General features: G+C 37.5%; 13 protein-coding genes and 2 pseudogenes. 9 read left to right on the forward strand and 6 right to left on the reverse strand.

The genetic code is table 11. The annotated features are described in order from the left end of the window. Positions 1–241: 241 nt before the first annotated feature. Entirely contained in the window at positions 242–376 is a 135-nt protein-coding gene (locus NMK50_RS10425) for a hypothetical protein (RefSeq protein WP_256481345.1), read from the reverse strand. Positions 377–1,135: 759 nt separating this feature from the next. On the opposite strand from NMK50_RS10425, the gene NMK50_RS06800 reads away from it, so the two are divergent. The 4 genes from NMK50_RS06800 to NMK50_RS06815 all read left to right on the forward strand — a co-directional run bounded on the left by NMK50_RS06800 (position 1,136) and on the right by NMK50_RS06815 (position 8,463). Further along, positions 1,136–1,975 (forward strand): DUF1460 domain-containing protein, encoded by an 840-nt coding sequence (locus NMK50_RS06800; RefSeq protein WP_254769848.1) that lies wholly within the window; start codon positions 1,136–1,138, stop codon positions 1,973–1,975. A 378-nt stretch (positions 1,976–2,353) separates the two neighbouring features. Further along, positions 2,354–5,839, forward strand: coding sequence for a carbamoyl-phosphate synthase large subunit (carB, locus tag NMK50_RS06805; protein ID WP_254769849.1), 3,486 nt, complete (start codon positions 2,354–2,356; stop codon positions 5,837–5,839). A gap of 464 nt (positions 5,840–6,303) precedes the next feature. After that, positions 6,304–6,513 carry a cold-shock protein gene (locus NMK50_RS06810; RefSeq protein ID WP_100128310.1) on the forward strand — a complete coding sequence of 70 codons (210 nt, stop codon included), beginning with the start codon at positions 6,304–6,306 and terminating at the stop codon, positions 6,511–6,513. A 747-nt stretch (positions 6,514–7,260) separates the two neighbouring features. Continuing rightward, positions 7,261–8,463 carry a pyridoxal phosphate-dependent aminotransferase gene (locus NMK50_RS06815; protein WP_254769850.1) on the forward strand — a complete coding sequence of 401 codons (1,203 nt, stop codon included), beginning with the start codon at positions 7,261–7,263 and terminating at the stop codon, positions 8,461–8,463. A gap of 757 nt (positions 8,464–9,220) precedes the next feature. On the opposite strand, the gene NMK50_RS06820 is transcribed toward NMK50_RS06815, so the two are convergent. After that, positions 9,221–10,126 (reverse strand): LysR family transcriptional regulator, encoded by a 906-nt coding sequence (locus NMK50_RS06820; RefSeq protein WP_254769851.1) that lies wholly within the window; start codon positions 10,124–10,126, stop codon positions 9,221–9,223. 28 nt (positions 10,127–10,154) lie between these two features. Further along, positions 10,155–11,108, reverse strand: coding sequence for a thioredoxin-disulfide reductase (gene trxB / locus NMK50_RS06825; RefSeq protein WP_254769852.1), 954 nt, complete (start codon positions 11,106–11,108; stop codon positions 10,155–10,157). A gap of 310 nt (positions 11,109–11,418) precedes the next feature. On the opposite strand from trxB, the gene NMK50_RS06830 reads away from it, so the two are divergent. Beyond that, positions 11,419–12,813, forward strand: a complete 1,395-nt coding sequence (locus NMK50_RS06830; RefSeq protein WP_254769853.1) for a TrkH family potassium uptake protein — start codon at positions 11,419–11,421, stop codon at positions 12,811–12,813. Positions 12,814–13,906: 1,093 nt separating this feature from the next. Here NMK50_RS06830 and NMK50_RS06835 read toward each other — a convergent pair. Then, positions 13,907–14,965 carry a glycosyltransferase family 4 protein gene (locus NMK50_RS06835; protein ID WP_254769854.1) on the reverse strand — a complete coding sequence of 353 codons (1,059 nt, stop codon included), beginning with the start codon at positions 14,963–14,965 and terminating at the stop codon, positions 13,907–13,909. A 6-nt stretch (positions 14,966–14,971) separates the two neighbouring features. Beyond that, positions 14,972–15,445 (reverse strand): transcription elongation factor GreA, encoded by a 474-nt coding sequence (greA, locus tag NMK50_RS06840; RefSeq protein ID WP_254769855.1) that lies wholly within the window; start codon positions 15,443–15,445, stop codon positions 14,972–14,974. Positions 15,446–15,778: 333 nt separating this feature from the next. Here greA and NMK50_RS06845 point away from each other — a divergent pair. From NMK50_RS06845 to NMK50_RS06855, 3 genes and pseudogenes are all read left to right on the forward strand, one after another. Next, positions 15,779–16,072, forward strand: a pseudogene (locus tag NMK50_RS06845) (SH3 domain-containing protein); the annotation flags it as partial. A 265-nt stretch (positions 16,073–16,337) separates the two neighbouring features. Beyond that, positions 16,338–18,610, forward strand: a pseudogene (gene uvrB, locus NMK50_RS06850) (excinuclease ABC subunit UvrB). 803 nt (positions 18,611–19,413) lie between these two features. Continuing rightward, positions 19,414–20,133 carry a BA14K family protein gene (locus tag NMK50_RS06855; RefSeq protein ID WP_254769856.1) on the forward strand — a complete coding sequence of 240 codons (720 nt, stop codon included), beginning with the start codon at positions 19,414–19,416 and terminating at the stop codon, positions 20,131–20,133. Positions 20,134–20,203: 70 nt separating this feature from the next. Here the strand turns inward: NMK50_RS06855 and NMK50_RS06860 are convergent, their stop codons facing one another. Next, positions 20,204–20,848, reverse strand: coding sequence for an MBL fold metallo-hydrolase (locus NMK50_RS06860; protein WP_254769857.1), 645 nt, complete (start codon positions 20,846–20,848; stop codon positions 20,204–20,206). Between the two features lie 157 nt (positions 20,849–21,005). Here NMK50_RS06860 and NMK50_RS06865 point away from each other — a divergent pair, with 157 nt between their 5' ends. Next, on the forward strand, positions 21,006–21,710 hold the full coding sequence (locus tag NMK50_RS06865) for a response regulator (RefSeq protein ID WP_254769858.1): 705 nt from the start codon (positions 21,006–21,008) through the stop codon (positions 21,708–21,710). Positions 21,711–21,713: the final 3 nt, after the last annotated feature.

Genomic DNA, 21,713 nt, shown 5'->3' on the forward strand with positions numbered 1-21,713 from the left:
TGTGTGGAGAAAAAACGCTAAAGAAAGGAGTAAATGTGACTCTAATGAAACATCTTAATGCAAGAGCCATCACAACATGAGGGGCTAGTAAAGAAAATGATGGCGCCAACTTGCAATCCACACAAAAATGAAATGAATGGTAAAAACCGGCTGCAAAATAAAAAAAATATGTAAACAAAATTGACCTAAAAAGCGGTCAATACCTAGAAAACTGCCAATAAAAATGAGCCTAAGATCAACCCTAATTCAGGTGTACAATTTCTAACAAAATAAAATCGCGCGTGCAATTTCTATCATCAGATACATCAGCAAGATAAGTTGTATAAAGTGCAAAACTAGCACAACTCATCCCTAACAAAAGACGCCCAATAAGCAACAGAGAACAGCTCCACGCTACAGCACATATCAGATTATAAAGAGCAAAAACGGATAACAGAGATAAGCAATTGTTCTCTTTCCCCAGAAGCCTTTTTGCTATCCTTTCCTGACAACGAAACAAAATATTCAGACAAAAAAGAGCTAATAATTGCGATGCTGATCTAATAACACAAGCAATCAAAACTAAAAATAAGCCCATCATGGATCAATTTTGAATCGATTTTTTGATTGCTCATAGCATGCAAATTGTTTTTCCTACAATTTTCTAAACCCTCTCTGCTCCTAAAAACGGCTACATAATATAACTTATTCTCACAAAAAATATCATGAACGTGAAAACTTAAAAAAATAGAAAAGTATCATAAAGCTTTATTTTAACAGACACAAAACACCATAGTTTTGTAAAGAATCGTCTTTTCAAAAAATCTCTTTTAATGAATTTCATGTATAAAAATTCCAGTATAAGACCCCACCGATAACGCTTTTTTAAAATATTACTGATAAATATATTTATCTAAAAAGAGTAAATTCTCTTTTATAATAACTTATCTTCATATAACTTCAATGAAGTAAAATATTTTTACAGTAAAAAATTTTGTATATTTTCATCTAAAAAAATATTTACATCACCTGCAATCAGAATGACCTAAAATAAAATCGTAGCTCTCTTTATTTATGTTACATTCATGATATATGATAATGAGATGATCAACGCAGAAAAGGGCTAATCATTGTTAAATTTAAAAATGGTAAAAAAATGCGAAAAATATTCCAATTCATTTTAATTTCAGCGTTAGTCACAGGATGTGATTTTCAAAGTTCTGATGGAAAAAAAGAAACGCTTGAAAACAAAACGGAAACACAGCAAAAAAAACACGTGAATCTAGATCCCTATACTTTTAAAAAACTCAATGCTCTTCTTAAAGAACGCTCGAAAATCGATGACCAGGAGACAGAAAAAATAATTGACTTTCTATCAGGAGCTTTTTTAGGAACACCTTACCAAGCAAATATGTTGCATGGTTCAAAAACCATACCAGAAGAACTCATAATCGACTTTAGAGGTTTAGATTGTTTCACTTATTTAGACTATGTTGAAGCATTACGGAAATCAACTTCGCAAACAGAATTCATAAACAACGTTATCCAAACGCGTTATGTTGATGGTAATATAAGCTTTTTAAAGAGGAAGCATTTTTTCACGGACTGGGCTTATAGAGAAGAGAAACTTGCCACTGATATCACGGCACAGCTTAGCCCCAATGCAGTAAGCACTGAAAAATATCTCAATAAAAAAGCTGACGGTGGAAACTATCTTCCTGGATTACCAATTGTTAAACGCAACATAACCTATATTCCAAGTCATTTTATTAATGAAGAGGTTATAAATCACTTACAGACTGGTGATTTCATTGGTATATACACTAAACTTGCCGGATTGGATGTAACCCATGTGGGTTTCTTCATTGTAACAGAGAATGGTCCAATGTTACGAAATGCTTCTTCACGAAAAGAAAATAAAAAAGTAGTAGACTCACTCTTTATGGATTATGTAGCAAAAACACCAGGAATTATTGTTTTAAGAGCCCTTAAATAAACCTCTAGAAAAACAAAATAATCATCGAATAAATTAATATGACCTCAAGTTATCAAACGCAATATCCAAATTTGTGTTACAAATACACATACAATAAGTTTGTTGATATTTTTAATGTAACATCAGAGCATTTTAATCTATTTTCACACACTGCTAAAATAAACAACTTGATATTAATCATTCTTTTTACCATTCTCAATTTTTGACTCTGAAAAAAGCATATACAAAGCGCCTCATTTTCAATTCTATAAAAAAAGCATGGAAAAGGCATTTTATAGCTTACTTTCTCTATCACTTAACCTATACAATAAGTTTCAGCTTTAAAATTTAATGCAGCCTGACGCAATTGCGCACGGATGTTTGTCATAGGAAAAAACCATGCCAAAACGCACAGATATAAAATCTATTCTTATCATTGGAGCAGGACCTATTGTTATTGGTCAGGCATGTGAATTTGATTATTCAGGCACACAAGCTTGTAAAGCATTAAAAGAAGAAGGTTACCGAATTATTTTGGTCAACTCTAATCCTGCTACCATTATGACAGATCCAGATTTAGCCGATGCAACTTACATTGAACCCATTACTCCTGAAATAGTTGCTCAAATTATTGCTCGTGAACGTCCCGATGCTCTTTTGCCCACTATGGGAGGGCAAACAGCCCTGAATACAGCCCTATCATTAAAGCGTATGGGCGTTTTAGACCGCTATCACGTTGAAATGATAGGGGCAAATGCCGACGCAATTGATAAAGCTGAAGATCGTGCTTTATTTCGCAAAGCAATGGCAAAAATTGGTCTAGAAACACCACGGTCTCTGTTAGCCAATGCAACAGAACTTAAAGAAGAAAATCGCCAACAGCACGTAAAAATGCGCGATGAACTTAAAGCAAAACTTTCCGGTGATGCTCTTGACCAAGCACTAGAAGATCTTGAACGCAATTGGCGTCATACAGAAGCTGACCGTAAACAACATTATATCGCACATGCAACCGCAAAAGCAGTGCAAGCTCTGGACATTATTGGTCTTCCAGCAATTATCCGTCCTTCATTCACCCTTGGTGGGACTGGCGGCGGAATTGCTTACAACCGCTCTGAATTTTATGAAATTATTGAACGAGGGCTTGAAGCTTCACCGACTACAGAAGTTTTGATTGAAGAAAGCGTTTTGGGATGGAAAGAATATGAAATGGAAGTTGTTCGCGATAAGAATGACAACTGTATCATTGTTTGTTCCATTGAAAATATTGATCCTATGGGCATCCACACTGGCGATTCCATGACCGTGGCCCCTGCCCTTACCTTAACGGATAAAGAGTATCAACGTATGCGCAATGCTTCAATTGCTGTACTGCGTGAAATTGGTGTTGAAACTGGTGGGTCCAATGTGCAATTTGCTGTTAATCCTGAAAATGGCCGCCTTATTGTTATTGAAATGAATCCACGTGTTTCACGCTCCTCAGCGCTTGCCTCAAAAGCAACAGGTTTTCCTATTGCCAAAGTAGCGGCTAAATTGGCCGTTGGCTACACACTTGATGAATTAAAAAATGATATCACAGGTGGAGCAACACCGGCATCATTCGAACCGTCCATTGACTATATTGTTACCAAGATTCCTCGTTTTGCTTTTGAGAAATTTCCTGGTTCATCGACTGTCTTAACAACGGCGATGAAATCTGTAGGAGAAGTCATGGCAATAGGACGCACTTTTCAAGAATCGCTACAAAAAGCACTCCGTGGACTTGAAACAGGTCTTACCGGTCTTGATGAAATTATAATCCCTGAACACGCAGAAGGTGATGAAAAGAACTCTATACGCTCCGCTATAGCAATACCAAGCCCTGATCGTCTACGCTATATTGCTCAAGCAATGCGTACAGGCTTACCTTTAAATGAAATTCACCAGATCAGCAAGATTGATCCATGGTTTTTGGAACAAATCGCCTCCATTGTTGAAATGGAACAATACATCCGCATCCATGGATTGCCCCAAGATGCAGAGAATTTACGCATGTTAAAAGCTATGGGATTTTCGGATGCGCGTTTAGCCACCCTCACAGGACAAAAGCTTGATGATATTGCTGCTCTACGCAAATCGCTCAATGTTCAACACGTTTTTAAACGGATTGACACATGCGCAGCTGAATTTTCTTCACCAACAGCCTATATGTATTCAACATATGAAACGCCTTTTGCAGGTGGCGAACAGTCAGAAGCACAGGTTTCTGAACGCAAAAAAATCGCTATTTTAGGTGGCGGACCAAACCGTATCGGCCAAGGTATTGAATTTGACTATTGTTGTTGCCATGCTGCTTTTGCACTCCGTGAAGCAGGATTTGAAACGATTATGATTAACTGCAATCCTGAAACTGTTTCAACGGATTACGATACCTCTGACCGTCTTTATTTTGAATCTTTAACAACAGAAGATGTTATTGCTATTTTAGAAACGGAACAGCAAAAAGGTGAATTGGTTGGAGTCATCGTCCAATTTGGTGGACAAACACCACTGAAGTTAGCGAGCACGCTCGAAAAATATAATATCCCTATTTTAGGCACTTCTCCTGAAGCCATCGACTTAGCAGAAGATCGAGATCGCTTTCAAAAATTGTTGTTTAAACTTAATTTAACACAGCCTAAAAATGGTATTGCCCATTCAGTTGAACAAGCACGCCTTATTGCCCATGAATTAGGTTTTCCATTGGTCGTACGCCCTTCCTATGTTCTAGGAGGACGTGCTATGCAGATTATCCGAGATGAACGCAGCTTACAAAACTATTTACTTGAGAGTGTCCTTGAATTGGTTTCAGAAGATATCAAAGCCCGTTATCCAAACGACAAAACAGGACAGATCAATACATTACTTGGTAAAAATCCACTCCTCTTTGATACCTATCTAACAGAAGCCATTGAAGTTGATGTTGATTGTCTCTGCGATGGAGAAGAAACACTCGTTGTTGGTATTATGGAACATATTGAAGAAGCTGGTATCCACTCTGGTGATTCAGCATGTTCATTACCAGTACATACACTTTCACATAAAATAGTAGCTGAATTAGAGCGCCAAACAAAAGCACTGGCAAAAGCTCTTCATGTTTGCGGCTTGATGAATGTACAATATGCCATCAAAGACGACACAATTTATGTCTTGGAAGTCAATCCCCGTGCTTCGCGTACTGTTCCCTTTGTTGCAAAAACGATTGGTCGTCCTATTGCTAAAATAGCCGCACGAATTATGGCAGGAGAAACTCTTGATAAAGCCCTTCAAGCTTATGGTGGATTACCCTCTCTACAACAAAAACAACATATCGCTGTCAAAGAAGCCGTTTTTCCTTTTGCACGTTTTTCAGGTGTCGATACACTTCTTGGTCCAGAAATGCGCTCAACAGGTGAGGTTATGGGACTTGATTATAAATTTGCTCTTGCTTTTGCTAAAGCCCAACTTGGAGCTGGTGTTGAGCTGCCAAAAGAAGGAACGTTATTCGTTTCTGTAAGAGACGAAGACAAAAAGCGTATCTTACATCCTGTAAAATTTTTAGCTGATCTTGGTTTTACTGTTTTAGCAACAAGTGGAACACAAAAATTTCTTACCGAACATAAGATTGAGGCACAAAAAATTAACAAAGTCCTAGAGGGGCATCCTCATATTGAGGATGCCATTCGTAATCGACAAATTCAATTGATCTTTAATACAACCAGCACTGCCAGTGCTGTCTCTGATTCTAAATCATTACGCCATGCAGCGCTGATGCAAAAAGTCCCCTATTATACAACAGTGGCTGGTGCCGAAGCAGCCGTGGAAGCTATCAAGGCACTCAAAAAAAAGGACCTTGAAGTGCGCTCATTACAAAGCTATTTTACTTGAAATGTCTACCATGGGACAAAATATTGATTTATAAAGACAATTCATCATTTTGGATGGTAAATGAGGGACTCCAATATCTAGAGATTCTCTCATTCCAAATCTGCTTATGTTGAATCAATCAAAACCATCCCCTTACACAGCACAAGTAGGTTGTCGTGTGGATAAAAAACTCTAAAGAAAGGATTAAAATGCCTTTAATGAATCGTCTAAATACCAAGGGCTGTCGCCTCTATGGTGCAAAATATTCTCTCTTAATCTTTTTATATAAAAAGATTAATTAAGACTTGCTTTTTATCTTAAAAACTCTTATATGAATTGCATCGAACTTTCGGTTATGTGACTTTCTTTCCTGTGCAATCTGCACTTTCGACGAAACTTCTCCCACCCAATTTCGATCTAAAACCGTATTGAAGGCTTTTCGACTTCAATGCACAATATAATTATATATTCATAAGGAGTTTCCTATGTCTACAGGAACAGTTAAGTGGTTTAATACAACAAAAGGTTTCGGATTTATTCAACCTAGTGATGGAAGTGCAGATGTCTTTGTACACATTTCTGCTGTTGAGCGTTCTGGTTTAAGTAATCTTAATGAAGGGCAAAAGATTTCTTATGACGTTCTTCAAGATCGTCGTTCTGGAAAATTTGCTGCTGGAAATCTCGCAGCACTTTAATCTCTTAATTTTGCAAGATGCTTTTAAAATTTCCGTCCGCAAAGACGGAAATTTTTTTGTTTTTTACAAAACGAATTCAGAAATCTTATCAAAAAATCCTCTCTATCGAATCACTAAAAAATACACCCCACCTTTTTGAACAAACGTCCTATAAAATGTCATTTTTTGTAAATGCCTTTATTATAGTTCTGCCATATCTTTTTCTTTAAGAAAAGCAATGTTAGAAATAAATACAGACAAAGGGAATATTAACTATCATAGATTTATATCCACAAGCTCTTCGTCAATTTTTCTAACCTTGAACCATCTCCTCTGCCTCACATAAAATACATAGCATTTATTGCTACGCTACCACTGACTTTGAAAGTAAAAAACTTACCATTGCGTTCTTCCAAAACAAATGAATAGCTTGAATAAAACGGCGAAGAATGTTTCCAAAATCTCACACCTATCCCAAAAACTTTTCTCAATAAACCGTAAATCCCTTGCTAAGCTTTTGCTCTTGAGATAAAATTTCTCTATAGAAAATGTGGAGAGAGAGAAGATATCAAAGGATATCCCTCATTCAACTTTGTGGTAACGTTTTTGTTATCTCAAGAGAGTGTGATGGCTACCTTTGTTGCAAGTCTTATTCAGGCACGTAACATCTAAAATTTTCCTGCAATTTTTTATTGCATATAATATAACCTCTTATAGAATGCTCTCAAATCAGTAATCTTTTGCTTATATCATCTAAGGACAAAAATTATGGCTTTTATCGCCGATAGACTTTCCCATATCAAACCTTCTGCAACAATTGCTGTTTCTCAGAAAGCACGCCATTTGAAAGCATTAGGTCATGATGTTATTGCTTTAAGCGCTGGAGAACCTGATTTTGATACACCAGACAATATCAAAAATGCTGCCATTGAAGCTATTCGACGAGGAGAAACAAAATATACTCCCATATCTGGAATTCCAGAATTACGCCAAGCAATTGCGACCAAATTTAAAAAAGAAAATAATCTTAACTATCAACCAGAGCAAATTATCGTTGGTACCGGTGGTAAACAAATCCTCTTCAACGCATTAATGGCAACCTTAAATAAAGGAGACGAGGTTATCATTCCATCTCCTTATTGGGTGAGTTACCCAGAAATGGCCACACTCAATGGTGGTACACCTGTCTTTGTAGAAACCAAAGCCGAGTTTTCTTATAAACTTCAACCGCAAGATCTAGAAGCTGCCATCACTCCTAAAACAAAATGGTTTATTTTTAATTCTCCTTCAAATCCATCAGGTGCCGCCTATACACACGACGAATTAAAAAAACTAACAGATGTTTTGCTAGAATATCCTCATGTCTATATCCTCACCGATGATATCTATGAACATCTAACATATGAAGGCTTTACCTTTGTGACTCCAGCAGAAGTAGAACCAAAGCTTTATGACAGAACACTTACCATGAACGGTGTTTCTAAAGCCTATGCTATGACGGGTTGGCGAATCGGTTATGCGGGAGGCCCAAAAGAATTAATTAAAGCCATGGACACCATTCAAGGTCAGCAAACATCTGGCACAAGCTCTATCTCACAATGGGCTGCTGTCGAAGCCCTTACTGGTCCACAAGATTTTATCGCTCAAAATAAAACCATTTTCCAAGTACGGCGCGATCTTGTTGTTTCCATGTTAAACCAAGCGCCTGGCATTCACTGTCCAACACCGGAAGGTGCCTTTTATGTTTATCCTTCCTGTGCAGAACTCATTGGCAAAAAAACACCGGAAGGGAAAAGAATTTCCCATGATGAAGACTTTGTCATAGCACTTCTCGAAACAGAATCAATCGCTGTTGTTCATGGATCTGCTTTTGGACTAGGACCAGCGTTCCGCATCTCTTATGCAACATCAGAAAAGTTGCTTGAAGAGGCTTGCTTACGTATCCAGCGCTTTTGTAATAGTTTGCTTTAAGAAATGAGAGTATCACCTACTGTCCATATTTTTACCGCCTGTCAATTTCCTTGAAAGCTTTTTGACTGTTAAATGATAACACAAACAAAGAGATTCTGTGAAAAATATACAACTGTGAGACTGTATGAAGATAAAAGCAAAATAAAAAGCTGAAATGCTTTACTCAAAAAGATGAATTCTATGCCATTTTAAAAATGATATTTTGATATATCTTTCTCCCCATATTGGAAACTTATACTATTCGCTCTTTTAACTCTACAATGAAGAAACAATGTTTTTTGAATATCGTAGTTATCTCGATTACGAAAAAGCTTTTATATCCCCATAAGATTCACACACCTGAATTCAATTTATGATGTTGAAAATTGGACGCTCATAAAACGATGCCTCTCGATCAAATTTTTTATTTTACAAGGATCATATAATCTAAAGCGCATCATACACCCTGATGTGCCCCAAATTAGTAAACATTCATAAAAATTTGTGAAAAATTTTTGTTCCCATCTTCTAAGATACTTGCATTTTTAAATGCTTATTTCAAAAGCTAAAAAAAAGCCGGACAAAAGCCCGGCAAATTTGGAAAATCCCCAGAGATAAAATCAATCCAGTGGACTTTCATAAGGGAACACTCAAGAAAATGCAATGGGAGGCAACATAATCAAGAGATAATACTCTATGTCATTTTATCAGAAAAAATACAATAAAGACTTCAGCGCATCTGCTATGCAATAAACACATAGCTTAAAACACGATACCATTAAAAGGACCACTGACGCGCTTTTAAAAAAATATAATCTCGAAAAGCTTTCAACTTTGCTAAATTTTTTAAAGCATAAGGATAACAAAAAAAAGTATCAAAGGAGGGAATATCAACCATATCAGGAAAAAGACGCACGAGTCGTTCATCATTATTCACAATATAATCAGGAAGCACAGCGATACCAAGATCACACATAATTGCATTCTTGATCGAAATAATATTATTGATTCGCAACACTGAAAAACGCAAAGAACCATCATTTCTACCAGCCTTTTCCAACCAATTCAAAGCAGATAAATAGAAGGGCACAGGCTCGCCAAATGAAATAATACGGTGCGCATCTAGATCAGACAATGTTTCTGGTTTACCGTAATTTTCAATATAATTTTTCGAAGCATAAACATGCATATGAATTGTAAAGAGTTTTCTTTGGATAAGATCGGGTTGTTGAGGCTGATGTAAACGAACAGCACAATCTGCTTCACGCATTGTCAAATCAAGTTCTTTATCATCAAACAAGAGTTGCACACGTATATCGGGATACAGACTAAGAAACTCTGGCATACGCTCGACAAGCCATCCCGCCCCCATTCCAAAGGTCGATGTGATACGTAAATGCCCTGCTGGCTTCTCACAACTTTCGCTTAATTGTGAACGTGCACTCTCAAGCTTCATTAAAACATCATGGGTTGTACGATAAAGAATTTCACCCTGCTCCGTTAAAATTAACCCACGTGCATGACGTTGAAACAAGGAGACACCAACGTCTTGCTCTAGAGATGAAACCTGCCGTGAAATTGCTGATTGGGATAAATGAAGTTTTTGCGCCGCATGTGTAAAAGAACCTGCTTCCGCCGCAGCATGAAAAACCCTTAATTTATCCCAATCCAACGGTGATGTCACAATTTAACCTCTTATTTTAAATCAATTTTTATGCTTGCAGATCTAAAAAACGTTCTGCCTCTAATGCTGCCATACAGCCTCTTCCCGCCGCTGTTATAGCTTGGCGGAAGATTTCGTCTGTTACATCACCTGCAGCAAAAACCCCAGCAATGCTTGTTGCTGTTGAATCTGGGACTGTCCATAAGTATCCACCTTGTTTTTGTTTCAGTTGTCCTTCAAATAAAGAAACAGCCGGATCATGCCCAATAGCAATAAATATTCCTTCCGCATTTACTGTCATTTCTTGACCAGTTTTCACATTTTTAAGGCGTGCACCTGTGACAACGGCTCCCCTTGAATCTTGCGCTGGTAAACCAACAATTTCCTCTACAACATGATTCCAAAGAATACGAACATTCTTGCAAGCAAGCAGTCTATCTTGCAAAATTTTTTCTGCTCGGAAGGAATTCCGCCGATGAACCACGCTTACACTCTTCGCCAAATGCGATAAATAAAGAGCTTCTTCAATAGCTGTATTCCCGCCTCCCACAACAATGACATCCTTATCACGATAAAAAAAACCATCACATGTAGCACAAGCAGACACCCCCCCCCCCATAAACGTCTTTTCACTTTCCAAACCAAGCCATCGTGCCTTCGCTCCCGTTGCAACAATGAGCGCATCACAACAATATTGTGTTCCTGAATCCCCATATAAAATAAAAGGATACTTCAATAAATCAGCCTTTGTAATGCTATCATAGATAATTTTTGTCCCCATATTTTCGGCTTGTTTTGCCATTTGTTCCATTAACCATGGTCCTTGAATTGGATCAGCAAAACCTGGATAATTTTCAACATCCGTTGTAATCGTCAACTGTCCGCCCTGTTGTAAGCCAGTAACGACAACCGGCTTAAGCATTGCTCTTGCTGCATAGATTGCTGCTGTATAACCAGCTGGACCTGAGCCAAGTATGAGCAGACGAATATGCGGTTGTGCCATAACATCCCCTTCACTTCTTTTTATTTTAATTATTCTATAAATTATAACGAAATGCTGCCTTTTAAAAAATATTTTTCAACAGCCTAAATTATAGTGTATACATCTCTTTTTCAGGTTTGGTAAAAAAGTTCAATTGTCAATTCATCGAGGCATGCTTAATGTAAAAATTAATCTTTACCCTATAAAGAGAAAAACGTAAATTCTTATAAGCATAAAATCATAACAACAATAGATACAAAAATAGAGAACGGCCATTTTTCAATTTATTATCAATATCTGTGCGCGTTTTGCCTTGATCATGGGAGCAGCGATGCTTCTGCCAATTTTTGTGGGCTTGCACGATAAAAACCATAATTGGGTAACCTTTCTCTACTCTTGTATTATAATCACCATGTTAACAACATTGATTCTATTAGCCACCAGAGGAGCTACGTGTCGTTTTTCAGCAAGGCTAGGGTTTATGCTCACTGTTTGTCTTTGGATAACAGGAAGCGTGGTTGGTGCTTTACCTCTTTATCTCTCCTCTCTTCCTATTTCTCTTGCGGGAGCAATCTTTGAATCTGTTTCTGGCATTACAACCACAGGTTCTACAGTGCTCACAGGTCTTGATAATTTATCGCGAAGCATTTTGCTATGGCGCTCTATCATATGTTGGATTGGCGGTATTGGTTTTATCGGGTTAGCTTTATTGCTTTTACCCTCATTACGTGTGGGAGGAGTACGACTTTTTCACATGGAATCATCAGATAAATCTGAAAAAATATTGCCTCGTATCAACCAAATTGCCAACGGAATTATCATAGCTTATATTGGGTTAACATTGGCGTGTATGCTCTCCTATTTTGCCGCAGGTATGAATTTATTTGATGCCATAAACCATGCAATGAGTACGGTAGCAACAGCGGGCTTCTCAACCCACGACGCTTCTTTTGGGTATTTTTCTGATAAACCAGCTGTTTTAATTATTTCAACAATCTTTATGTTACTCTCTGCCTTGCCTTTCGTACTTTATGTTAAACTCGTGCTCCCTGGCCACTCCAAACGTTTTATTGATCCACAAGTGATTGTTTTTCTCAATATTGTTTTTCTCTTTAGCTTTGCTTTAGCAACATGGTTACATTTTCATGACCATCGCCCCTTCTACTGGATTTTCCTTGATGTTATTTTTCATCTCACATCTATTATCAGCACCACTGGATATAGCGCCAAAGATTACCAGCTTTGGGGATCTTTTGCCCTTGGGATTTTTTTCATTATCTCTTTTACAGGTGGATGTGCAGGCTCTACCTCTGGCGGAATGAAAATCAATCGTTTAATGATCCTTTGGCGCATTACACAAGCAAATATAGAAAAACTTCTCTCGCCCAATATTGTTGTAAAAGCGCATTATGACAACGCAAATATATCAAGCGACGTTGCCAAAGCAGTTTTATTTTTTGTTTCTCTTTATATGTTCTGTCTTGTTATCGGCACAGCATTTCTCCTCACAACAGGCCTTGATTTTACATCCGCATTTACCGGTGTCTTAACAGCTCTTTCAAACGTTGGTCCAGGTTTTGGAGACATTATTGGTCCTTCTGGTAATTTCTCTACAATTAATGATAATGCCCTATGGATTTTGAGTTTTCTCATGCTAGCCGGACGTCTTGAAATTATAACCATATTCGTGCTTTTTATCCCCGCATTTTGGCGTGAACAATTTTAATGCACGGCATTTAATTTCGTAATGAATAAGACATTCATAAGATAAAGAATGCACATTATAATTCCAATTCTTATTCAGTTTATTGAAAAACTTGTAAAAAGTTTCAAACACTTAAATCATACAATCATAGAAAATTGATATGAAACGGGAATTTCGCACCATCCTTTTTAGCACACAAACCCTTGAAAAGGGCTGTAATGGATTAAAATGATAAAGTGCAGGCAAAAACCTTCATATCAGATAAAATGTTATAACATTCTTCTTTATGGAGATTCTTTCTCAAAGAAGAAATAGATTGAATACAATCTCTTAAATGGTCTCTGATTGAAAATGCAATGTTCGCTCATAAAAATATTTTTTCTATGATAAGACATCTCTCATAAATTTTGATTATTGAAAATGCACAACAACTTCCACAATGAGAATCATATAAACAGCTTCAAGAATCCAACCACCATAAAAGAATAGAACACTCTATTCTTGAAAAGCTATGAGAAAAATAAGCAATAAATCTCTTTTATTTTTACTTTTACATCACCTAACGATATAAAGTTTTTATCATTTTCTATTGAGATGATAGTTGTATACTCTATGCAACAACCGCAAAAAATTTCAAATTTTTTTGAAATGATAGTATTTTTTAGAATCTCTAGTAAAAATCACCATAAATTCAAATAGATCATCAATATATTAGAGACAGACCTTAATCCGCAAGATTATCAAAACAAGAAAAATCAACAAAATTTAGAAAATATATTTTAAACAAATAAAAAGCCTCTTTTTTTAGTTCGAAAAAGATCTCAAACAAGCGGATAACAATCTATATTGGGTACAAAAAAATGAAAAAAGAAAGCTTTACTGTCCGTGTAAAAAACGAATGAATACCTAATAAGTCACCTTATTTTAAGGTCTTTCCTTAAAATGAAAAACCATGATTACAGATGTTCACAGCTTATCGTTATAACATATCAAAAACACGCTTAAATTTTGTAATATAACACTTATATTATTGAATTTTTAACTGAAAATATTTATTTTTGAAAAGTATTAAAGAAAGTATTTTTTCTACTTCTTAAGAAAAATTCAAATATACTTAAAGAGTTTTTTCTGTAAAGATTTCTTCATAAAGGCTTCCAATGGCTGCAGCCTCTTTTTCTAGAGGAAAATAAGTACGAACATGGTCTAAAGCTTTTTTCCCTGCCGCTAATGTTTTTTCCAAATCAGCAAAATAACATTCTATTGCTATTGTTAAAGCGTCTCCATCGCCTACTGGGACAACCGTTCCGGTCCCCTCTATCACCAATTCTTTAAAAATTCCAACATCACTCGTCACTACAGCTGTTTGTGAAGCCATTGCCTCCAATGGTGTTAAACCGAAACCTTCCATACGAGAAGGTGCCACATAAAGCGACAAACGGCGATACCACACAGGTGTATTTAATATCTCACCAAGAAAAATAATACGATCATTCAAACCAGCTTCTGTAATTCTTTGTCGTAATTTTTTTTCAAAATTATAATGTTGTTCTGTAGTACGACCAGCAATAAACGCTGTCCACTCAGGATAATGGGGTAACAGTGTTATCATTGCATCCACAAACAAATCAATACCCTTTAAGTAGCGCACACGCCCAAAACATCCTACTGCATACTTTCCAGGAAATCCTGATGAAGCAAAGTGATCATCAATCGCCTTTGGCGGAGAAAAGCGCCTCACATCCACTCCATGCATAATCACCTGATAAGGCACTTCTAAATAGGATCCCGTACATGTACTGGTAGCAATAACCTTATCCATACGACGCAATAACCACTTAGTAAAAGGTTTATGATGGCGCCTAGATGCTGATGTAAAGATGAGTTTTAACTTCATCCGCAACACATCGCGCAACACGACTCCACAAAGCATTTCAATATTGCGTCGTGCATGCCAAATACGGAAGGGCTTGCCCTTTGGACTTTTCCAAAGTCCAAAAAGATCCTTGCAAGCAAGAGTCGGCAAATCTTTTGGTAACCCAAAACCAAAAGTGGATATACACACACCTTGCTTGCGCTGTAATGGAATAAGCTGAATGACTGTAGATGTCACCCCCGATAAACGCTTTTTAAAGTGAGGAGCAATAATCTCAGTCTCTTTTAAAGACACACGCATATTCGTTTAGATATACTGAACCTTAATAATTTCATAATTATGCGCTCCCCCCGGTGCATTCACTTCAATCACATCGCCCTCTCGTTTACCAATGAGAGCACGTGCAATGGGTGAGGAAATGGAGATTTTACCAGTTTTTACATCAGCCTCTTGATCACCAACGATCTGGTAAATTTTTTTCTCTTCAGTATCCTCATCCAAAAGCTTAATCGTAGCCCCAAACTTAATTTGGTCCCCTGAAAGACGCGAAACATTAATAACTTCTGCCCGAGCAATATAATCTTCAAGTTCATTAATACGCCCTTCATTATGACTTTGCGCCTCTTTAGCGGCATGATATTCAGCATTTTCTGACAAATCACCATGCGCACGAGCCTCAGAAATTGCTTCAATAATTCGTGGACGTTCCTCTTGTTGACGCCAACGCAACTCTTCTTTAAGATTTTCAAAACCAGCTGTAGTCATCGGAACTTTTTTCATAACGCGTCCCTTTCTGTTACATGGAAGGATCAATAAAAACATAAAAAACGGCTTCCAAAATCACTTTTGGAATCCGAAAACCACAATTCTACATATTATATAGTACAGCATCCCTCTTTTCCATATAAAAATAAAAAGGAAAACAAAGCATTCAACAATTCTATTGAACAAACTGAAATGATGAGAGCTCTTAAAATATTCAATGAACATCCTGTCATAGAAGCTTAAAGAAGAAACAATTGTAATTTTTTTTATTTTATCATAGTCTAATAAAAGAGATCTTATATGAAGAAAAAAGGAAGAGAAATCTCGAGAGGAATCTTCTGTGGAAAAATGAAAAATTTGGTAATTTTTTTTGTGTTTGGCTCTCTCTTTCTAGACACAACTGTCTCTGGAGCCGTCGGTGCTTTTGTCACAAGCAATCTTAATTTTAGAACAGGACCAAGTACGCAACATACACTTCGTGGTTTAATTCCTGCAGGAACATTGGTTTTTGTCCAAACCTGTAGAGGAAACTGGTGCTCTATAAAATATAACTCTCAAACAGGTTGGGTATCATCGCGCTACCTTTCATTTAAAGATGGAAATGATCTTTACAACACATATGCAATACTTCCTGTTACAAATTGCAAGATGAACGATCTCACTATCCAGAGCAGCGGTAGTAAACATCATCATCGTGTAAATGACAAAAGCAACACAAAGAATCTCAACTATCATCATGCTAAAAACACCAAAAGAAACGCTTTAGAGAACGAAACAAATGTTCTATGAAATATCTAGCAAGCGAGAATAAAACCACGACACAACGCTTTGTCGTTATCTCGATCAAATTGGTAAATACAATATTTTCTTGAAAAGCATATACTTTTCTCTCTCAAAGGACGCAATGATGAAAAATGGTGTTACAGCAACAGTTGAGGCTCTTTCCAAACTCATTGCTTCAGGAAATCCTCTTTTTAAGAATGGTGTATTATGGACACCTCACCGCCCTGTTCGTCCTGAAAAATCTGAAGGTGGCATTTCCTTTCAACTTGAAACGTCCTTTGAACCAGCAGGAGATCAACCTAAAGCAATTAAAACTCTGGTTGAAGGAATCGAAAAGGGTGAACGTACACAGGTACTTTTGGGCGTTACCGGATCGGGGAAAACCTATACAATGGCCAAAATTATTGAAAAAACACAACGTCCAGCCCTGATATTAGCGCCCAATAAAACTCTCGCAGCCCAACTTTACGGAGAATTTAAAAGCTTTTTTCCCCACAATGCTGTAGAATATTTCGTTTCCTATTATGACTATTATCAGCCAGAAGCCTATGTGGCACGCTCTGACACTTATATTGAAAAAGAATCCTCTATTAATGAACAAATTGATCGCATGCGCCATGCCGCAACACGTGCTGTCCTTGAACGTGATGACGTCATTATTGTTGCGTCTGTATCCTGTATCTACGGGATTGGTTCGGTAGAAACCTATACTGCGATGACCTTTACAATAGAAAAAGGTGATAGGCTCGATCAACGGCAATTACTAGCCGATTTAGTTGCCCAACATTACCGTCGACAAGATATCAACTTCATTCGTGGTTCCTTTCGTGTTCGAGGAGATACAATTGAAATTTTCCCTGCTCACCTCGAAGATCGTGCTTGGCGTATTTCACTCTTTGGCGATGAAGTAGAAACAATTACTGAATTTGACCCTCTCACAGGTCAAAAAACAGGCGCTCTTCAATCTATTAAAATTTATGCCAACTCACACTACGTGACACCACGCCCAACACTCAATCAAGCAATGAAGTCAATTAAAACAGAACTCATTCAACGCCTCGATGAATTAAATGCAGCGGAACGTCTTTTAGAAGCACAACGCTTAGAACAACGTACAATTTTTGATTTGGAAATGTTAGAAACCACCGGCTCATGCGCAGGAATTGAAAATTATTCACGCTATTTAACAGGACGAAAACCTGGTGAACCACCACCAACCTTGTTCGAATATATTCCAAACAATGCTCTTGTTTTTATTGATGAAAGCCATGTCACAATCCCTCAAATTGGTGGCATGTACAGAGGTGACTTTCGGAGAAAAGCGACCTTAGCAGAATATGGCTTTCGCCTCCCCTCTTGTATGGACAATCGTCCACTACGCTTTGAAGAATGGGATGCCATGCGTCCGCAAACGATTGCCGTCTCTGCGACACCAGGACGCTGGGAAATAGAACAATCTCACGGCATTTTTGCGGAACAAATTATTCGCCCCACAGGACTTGTTGATCCATCAACAGAAGTCCGCAAAGCCAGCAATCAAGTGGATGATGTTATCAATGAAATTCATAAAACAATCCAAAAAGGCTACCGTACACTGGTAACTGTCCTCACCAAACGTATGGCCGAGGATTTAACGGAATATCTCCATGAACAAGGTATCCGCGTACGCTATATGCATTCCGACATTGATACATTAGAACGCATTGAAATTCTACGTGATCTTCGGCTTGGCACTTTTGATGTCTTAATCGGTATCAACCTCCTGCGAGAAGGCTTAGATATTCCAGAATGTGGTTTTGTCGCTATTTTAGATGCCGACAAGGAGGGATTTTTGCGTTCAGAAACTTCTCTCGTACAAACCATCGGGCGCGCAGCACGCAACGTCGATGGCCGTGTTATTCTCTATGCAGATACTATCACTGGCTCTATAGAACGCGCCTTGCAGGAGACACAAAGACGTCGACAAAAACAAATAGCGCACAATGAAGAACACTATATCACACCGACCAGTATCAAAAAAATATCGCAGATATTCTCAATTCAGGCTATGAAAAAGACCCTATTCGCACAGATATTCCTGATTTCATCAAGAAAAACAAGACCGTTGGCAACAATTTAGCACTTCATATTCAACACCTCGAAAAAACAATGCGTGAAGCAGCCGCTGATCTTAACTTTGAAGAAGCAGCGCGACTTCGCGATGAAATCAAACACTTACAAAAAATCGAACTAGCGATTGCCGATGATCCCTTAACACATCATGGTGAACAATCCACCCATGAGCCCATGGTACAAGCAAGCCTTTTCTCCAAACCAGATCTTAATCATATGGGACCAACGATAGATACTGGTATCTTGGAAAATCGAAAAAGAAAACGAAAATCTCGTTCCCCCTAATTGAGCGATAATAAAATGAAAAAACGTCCAATGAAGAAGCAAGAAATCTCAAACCACTAAAAACAAACTTTTACGCTTCTAAAAAACAATCAAAGATTAAAAGAAAACAGTATTATCTTTAAAAGAGAGAACCTCAAACATCAAGAATGCTCCGATTTGTCTCAAAAAATATAAGAGAGCATCTTACAAAAAAGATCTCAACTGATTGACTTTTCACACAGTTTTTCTTTCTCAAACACATTATCCCCCCTAAAATCATAACAATACGCCAAAATACTTTCAAAACCTCAACACACACAAAAAAATAATGAGAGAATTTTTCTCATAGATCAAAACATCGCCATACATCATAGACATTACCCGCATGCAATCTAATAGCGAAAGATTATCAATCCTATAAAAGCAAACAAACAGAACACAGCTCTCTATAGAAAAGAAACAAAGCAATATTCTATCCCCATTTCACAAGCCTATAACGAGAAAAACGAGATCCTTTGCTTATGATTCTACTACCGTAGGCGCTATGAGATCAGGAGATACCAATAAAGTATTATTCAATATAGAATTTACAGCCATAGTAAAAATAAAGTGCTCTTAATCCGCATTTATAAATTAAGCGAAGCAGAGTATGTTGTTTAAAATCAAATTTTTGTCATGATATTATTCTATGATTTTGTAATATATATTCAACTAAAGAGCTTTTTATTCGTTTTTTCACAATAAAATCAAAAATTGTTCAGGTTCTATTCAGTTTGGTACGTGTAAGATATGAAAAAATGCGAATTTATATAAGGAGTGTCGCTATGCGAAAAATAACCAGATTAGCGGTATTATCAGCAATGTCAACGGCAACTGTTTTGATACCATTGAGTACAACACTTGCGGATATGGCATCTTTTCATCGTGAATCTGTTACAAGAAGAATAGAGGACATGCGAAAGGAAATGGATCACTCAATGAAAAGGATGAAGGCTGAAACGCATTTCCCTTCTCACAGCTTTAGAATTCGTTCCGAGGATTATAGCTCTCGTTCGGTTCTTAACAAATATCACCCCTCTTATGATTCTAAGAAATATCATCATCATCACCATTATCATATAGATCATAAAAGGAGAGAAAAAAGCCATCGTCACGTTGAACGCGAAACATATCATTATGTTGAGCGCGAAAAGACAAAATATCGTAATGTTTATGTGAATCGCGATAACTCAGGAAACGCTTTAGCCGCAGGTGTTCTTGGCCTTGCCGCGGGTGCAATTTTGGGTAATGTTTTGAAACAACCAGCGCAGCCTCAAATTATCTATCAAATGCCACCACAAAATCAGGTGGTTTATCAAAGAGTTCCGCAAAATCAGGTGGTTTATCAAGTACAGGAAAGTGTGGAATATCTACCATTAGAGCAAACTTCAACAGCTAAATGGCTTGAATATTGCAGAAAAAAATACCGTTCCTTCAATCCTCAAACAGGAACTTTTAGAGGACATGATGGTCTAGATCATGTCTGCTATGCTCCAGTGAATTGAACGAACCCAATAAAATGAAATGAACACTGAAAAAACCCGCTCTAGAGCGGGTTTTTGATGTATCTATCCCTTAAATTTCTTGAAGAAAAGGATTGTTTTGACGTTCATAGCCTATGCGACTTCCTGGGCCATGGCCGCAAATGAAACAAACATCATCACCTAAAGGCAAAACTTTTTCCCGAAGAGATTTCATTAATTTTTCATGAGAGCAGAATGGTAAATCAGTACGTCCAATCGAACCACGAAAGAGAACATCACCGAGTAGAGCGAGACGTTCTTTTTCATTGAAATAAATGACATGACCAGGAGAATGTCCCGGTGTATGAAAAACCTTGAACATATGACCAGCAAAATGAACGCATTCGCTCTCTTCTAACCATTGATCAGGAAGACAAATGCATGCGTCATCAATGCCATAATTTTTTGCGCTTTCTCTCACACTCTCCATCACAGGCTTATCATCACGATGAGAACCAATAATTTTAACATCAAGCGCCTGTTTTGCTTGCATAGCAGCTCCGACATGATCAAAATGACCATGCGTTATCCAAATAGCCTCAACAATAACGCCACTCTTTTTGATCACTTCTTGAATTCGAAACCAATCGCCACCAGGATCAACGAGAACACCGACTTTTTGTTCATCATCAAAAAGCAAAGTGCAATTTTGTTGAAAAGGTGTAACCGGAATAATACATGTACTAAGCTTCCCCATGATATCCTGTCCAAAAGTAAAATTTTTCCAAGTCTATAACAAGTCTATAAGAAGCATTGCCTCTCCCGTTACAAAAAATAGTCTGCTCGACAGTTTTATGCAACTTATGTAAACTTGAGTTTTGTGTAAACTAAATTTTTGTCAAGGTTTCTAAAGAATGATTGATCATGTTGAAGTTTTATGTGATGATGCACCTCACCTTCTTGTGATTGATGACGATACCCGTATTCGTAATCTTTTATTTCAATTTCTCATTAAAAATGGATTTCGTGTTTCAGTCTCGTCCAATGCTAAGCAAGCAAGACGGCAACTTACAAGCTTAGATTTTGATCTTCTTATCGTTGATGTCATGATGCCCGGAGAAAACGGTATCGATCTTACCTACGCACTGCGTCAAACAAAAGATGTTCCCATCCTCATGCTCACAGCTTTATCAGAAACTGATAACCGCATCGATGGCTTAGAAGCGGGAGCAGATGACTATCTCGCTAAGCCATTTGATCCTCGTGAACTTTTACTTCGCATTCATGCCATTTTACGGCGTGGCTCTCCTCTTTCTCAATCTAAAATTGAACAGGTTGTTTTTGGGCCTTATATTTTTTCAATTTCACGGCGCGAACTCAAAAAAGGAGGAGAAATTATTAAATTAACAGACAAGGAGCAAGAAATGATGGTCATTTTTGCCGAAAATGCTGGTGATACAATTCCACGCCATAAATTAGCAACGGAGGACAGCACTATAAGTGAACGTGCCATTGATGTACAGATTAACCGTCTCCGCCGTAAAATTGAACCAGAACCAACAACCCCCATATGGCTTCAAACTGTGCGAGGAATAGGTTATAAACTCTCCATTGAATAGAGA

This window comes from Bartonella harrusi (assembly GCF_024297065.1).
Lineage (GTDB): Bacteria > Pseudomonadota > Alphaproteobacteria > Rhizobiales > Rhizobiaceae > Bartonella > Bartonella harrusi.